Source organism: Candidatus Infernicultor aquiphilus, assembly GCF_002784285.1.
GTDB classification, from domain to species: domain Bacteria; phylum Atribacterota; class Phoenicimicrobiia; order Phoenicimicrobiales; family Phoenicimicrobiaceae; genus Infernicultor; species Infernicultor aquiphilus.
In genome coordinates, this window is sequence record NZ_PFKO01000280.1 from 1 (window position 1) to 3,776 (window position 3,776).

The following is a 3,776-nucleotide window of genomic DNA, read 5'->3' on the forward strand; positions in this document are numbered from 1 at the left end:
AGATTGCTGTAGCTACAGAATCAGGAATGGTAAAAATTGCCAGCCTGGCCTATGAACCTAAAGGTCCCATCAAACCAAATAAAAAATTAAATATTGCGATCGCTGGGGTGCTCGGTCTATTCGTAGGTATCTTCTTCGCCTTCTTCCTTGAATTCTGGCAAAAAGGAAAAAGTTAATCTAACACGCGCATCTATTTTGTCTACATTTTAAGGTAGGGGTCGGATTTATCCGACCCGTCTGTTTTCTATTTCTATTTTTCATTCCCCCGAAAGAGGGAATCTCCTATGTAAAGTAATATATTAAATACTTGGAAATATTGACAATTGTTTTACTTTTTATTATAATTAAAACGGATAGTTAAAAAGCAAAATATAAAAGAAGGTATAAAAATGAAGACGATGATAAAAGTCAGCAGTAAATATCAAATTGTTATTCCTCGAGACATAAGAGAAAAATTAAATCTTAAAGCGGGAGACAAGCTAATTATAAAGACCAATAATGAAAAAATAATTATCTATCCCCAACCAAAAAGTTATGCTAAATATGCCTTAGGATTAGGAAAAGAGATTTGGCAAGGCATAGATGCAACTGAATATGTCCGAAAGGAAAGGGAAACTAAGAGCCAATTATAATATTAACACCCCAGATGCTATTCAGATAGCTACTTCTTTAGAGGTAAAAGCAGATCTATTTATTACCAATGATGCAAATTTGAAAAAAATATCAGAAATAAAAGTCCTGCTATTAAGTGAAATGCTAAAAGAATAAATGAAATGGGGACAATGAAATGGGGACGGTTCTATTTTTTAGGCGGAATTGGAAATGATTAGAAGTAAGGGTAATCACAGGATAGATAGGAAAGGAAATAACTAAGAATGAAAGAAAAATTATTTATATTTATATTTTTAATAATATTTTTACTGGTTCTACCCAACGGCAATATTCTTACTTCTCCAGTCTTTGCCCAAGATACTGCTTCTCCGAAAAGTGTTCCTCGGGTAGTCCTGGTGGAACTATTTGTTCGAGAAGGTTGCCTTAGTTGTCCCACTGCTGAATTCTGCCTGGAAGACTTAGCCTGGGAATATGGCACTACCAAAGTTATTCTGGTGGAAGAACACCTCTGGGGTGATGGTTATGATACTACAGAGACAAATGCTCGCTATGACTGGCATGTTGGTTCCGATAAAAAAGGTACTCCGGATGTATTTATCAATGGCTTAACCAAAAGGCTTCAGGGTCTGGCTTGTGATTGTGTGGAGGGAAATTATACTTGTTATAAAAAAGCTATCGACGAGGAACTTACTCAGCCTCCCCTTGTTGAGCTATCAGCAGTTAAGACCCCTCACCCTAACCCTCTCCCTCAGGGGGAGAAGGAAGAAGAAAAAGTATTAAATATAATTATTGAAGGTACGGTAAAAAATATAAGCGATACCTTTTTAAAAGATTTAGCAGTCTGTGGAATGGTTTCTAAAGAAAGAGATGAGTCTGGCTTATACTGCTATGCCCAGGATATATTCCCCTTTCAAAATATACCCTTACTTTTGCCTGACCATACTTTTAATTTTAAATTTACTTCCGAAATATCGCTTGACCAAGAAGACGATAGAGAAAAAGAAAAACTACACTTTATAGTTTTTGTTCAGAATTTAGAAACCAAAAAAGTACTCCAATCTTTCTACGTAGAATAATATCAATTATCCAATTTGCCTATTTACCAATTACCCAATTAAACTAGTCGTTAGTGAATAGTGAATAGTCGTTAGTATAAAATACAAGAAAATACAGTTAACCAGTTACAAGTCTCTGTCATTCCCTCGAAAGAGGGAATCTATCTTGGTCGTACAACAATCAAACATTGCAAACCAATGTTGACAAATAAACCAATATATTGTAAACTACAGTTATCAATACCACAGTAAAATAATAAAGGGAAATAGAATGAAAAATAATATAGAAGGCAAAGAAAAACTGAAAAGACTTTTATATTTCCATAACCCCTGGTGGATTGACCATAGAGTTCCAGACTCCCTTAAACTAACTTACCAAAGACCAGTATTAAAAAAGTTCCTCGAGTATTTTAAATTGGATCGGGCTATCCTTATTAAGGGACCGCGAAGGACAGGAAAGACTACCCTTCTTTACCAAATTATTGATGAATTAATCAGTAAAAGAGAAATACCATCTCAAAATATAATCTACCTTTCCTGTGATGATCCTGAATTTAAATTGCTCACCACCCCTTCCTCAGATTCACCAACAAACCTGACTGACCTATTAGATGTTTATGAACAGTTAAGTGGAAGGACCTTAACTGAATTAAAGGCCAATGAAAAAATTTACCTTTTTTTAGATGAGGTTCATTTCTGGGAGGGATGGCAATTTGAAATTAAAAAATATTTTGATAAAAAGTATCCTCTTAAATTTATATTATCAGGTTCCTCAGCTTCTCTTATCAAGAGAGGGTCCGAATCTTTAATGGGCAGAACCATAGAAGAGCTTATATTACCCTTTAGTTTTTGTGAGTTTTTATCCTGTCAATTAAAAGATAAAAGATTAGATAAAATTATTCTTAATTTGCAGAAAAATTTCGCCACTTCTAATTTACTTAAAGGGGTAACAGGTCTTTTTTCGGACAGCCTATCGCCAATCGACCAACTGATTCCTTATCAAAGCAAAATCAAAATTCTTTTTGCCGAATATCTTAATCGGGGAGGATTTCCCCATCTTCTGGAGGTAGAAAATCCTATTTTGTGGCAGAGGCTTCTTCGAGAGGATGTTATTGAAAAAGTGATTTATCGAGACCTGGTAGACCTTTACGAAATAAAAAAACCGCAGGTTCTGGAAAAATTTTTCCTCTATCTGGCCGACCATTCTTCTGATATTATGAACATTACCAATATAGCTAATTCTCTATCCCTGAGCAGAGAATATACCCTTAAGTATTTGAACTACCTTATTGAATCATTTTTAGTTTTCGGGATAAAAAAGTATTCTCCTTCGGTAGAAAAACAGATTCGTAGCAATCAGAAGGTTCATCTTATTGATAGCGGTTTAATTACTGTCTTTGGAGGAGGGAATAAAGAGAAGAGGGTAGAAGGTCAAAAAGTAGAGAGCTTGGTGGGCAGATGTTTCTTAAAAGAGAAAGTTTTTTATTGGAGGGAAAGGGAAGAGGTTGATTTTGTGCTGGAAACTAGTTCTCTTCTGCCTGTAGAGGTTAAGTATCGTAACCAAATTCTACTTAAGGATTTAAAGGGAATAATTAAATTTATGGAAAAGTATGGAGTTAAAGAAGGGATAATAGTTAGCAAAGATTTGTTGCAGAAGAGGAAACAGGATGATAAAATATTATGGCTAATACCCGCCTGGCTAATTTTACTAATGGTAAATTAAAAGGAAGGAGTTTTTTCAATGTCTTATCTCGAAAAATACCACTTCTGGTTAGAAAATGAATATTTTGATGAACCAGCCAAGGCAGAGTTACGAGCTCTTAGTGGCAACAAAGAGGAGATTAAAGACCGCTTCTATAAAGACCTGGAATTTGGTACCGGTGGACTGCGAGGAAAAATTGCTATGGGTACTAATCGGATGAATATCTACACCGTTTCCCGAACTACCCAGGGGCTGGCTAACTATCTTCTTGAAGAATCACCAAAAGACCCTCACTTCTTATACTCACAAAACTATCTTGACCGAGGTGTGGTCATTGCTTATGACTGTCGGCATAAATCTCGAGAATTTGCTGAAACTGTCGCCCTGGTCTTAAATGCCAATAATAT

5 protein-coding genes and 1 pseudogene are annotated in these 3,776 nt (G+C 35.4%); all 6 read left to right on the plus strand.

Features of this window, described 5'->3' with window-relative positions:
• Nucleotides 1-2 precede the first annotated feature (2 nt).
• A complete protein-coding gene (locus COZ07_RS07525) occupies nucleotides 3-176 on the plus strand; it encodes a GNVR domain-containing protein (RefSeq protein ID WP_406607969.1) in 174 nt (57 codons plus the stop codon).
• A 213-nt stretch (nucleotides 177-389) separates the two neighbouring features.
• A complete protein-coding gene (locus COZ07_RS07530) occupies nucleotides 390-632 on the plus strand; it encodes an AbrB/MazE/SpoVT family DNA-binding domain-containing protein (RefSeq protein ID WP_406607957.1) in 243 nt (80 codons plus the stop codon).
• Nucleotides 595-768, plus strand: coding sequence for a type II toxin-antitoxin system VapC family toxin (locus tag COZ07_RS07535; protein WP_406607958.1), 174 nt, complete (start codon nucleotides 595-597; stop codon nucleotides 766-768). Before COZ07_RS07530 ends, COZ07_RS07535 begins: the two co-directional genes overlap by 38 nt.
• Before the next feature lie 107 nt (nucleotides 769-875).
• Nucleotides 876-1,688, plus strand: coding sequence for a hypothetical protein (locus tag COZ07_RS07540; RefSeq protein ID WP_406607959.1), 813 nt, complete (start codon nucleotides 876-878; stop codon nucleotides 1,686-1,688).
• Between the two features lie 250 nt (nucleotides 1,689-1,938).
• Entirely contained in the window at nucleotides 1,939-3,390 is a 1,452-nt protein-coding gene (locus COZ07_RS07545; protein WP_406607960.1) for an ATP-binding protein, read from the plus strand.
• Nucleotides 3,391-3,408: 18 nt separating this feature from the next.
• Nucleotides 3,409-3,776: pseudogene (locus COZ07_RS07550) on the plus strand (phospho-sugar mutase); the annotation flags it as partial.

Bases quoted from the DNA above. Each gene is read 5' to 3' on its own strand.
- COZ07_RS07530 (WP_406607957.1), top strand. From the start codon at position 390: ATGAAGACGATGATAAAAGTCAGCAGTAAATATCAAATTGTTATTCCT.
- COZ07_RS07535 (WP_406607958.1), top strand. From the start codon at position 595: ATGTCCGAAAGGAAAGGGAAACTAAGAGCCAATTATAATATTAACACC.
- COZ07_RS07540 (WP_406607959.1), top strand. From the start codon at position 876: ATGAAAGAAAAATTATTTATATTTATATTTTTAATAATATTTTTACTG.
- COZ07_RS07545 (WP_406607960.1), top strand. From the start codon at position 1,939: ATGAAAAATAATATAGAAGGCAAAGAAAAACTGAAAAGACTTTTATAT.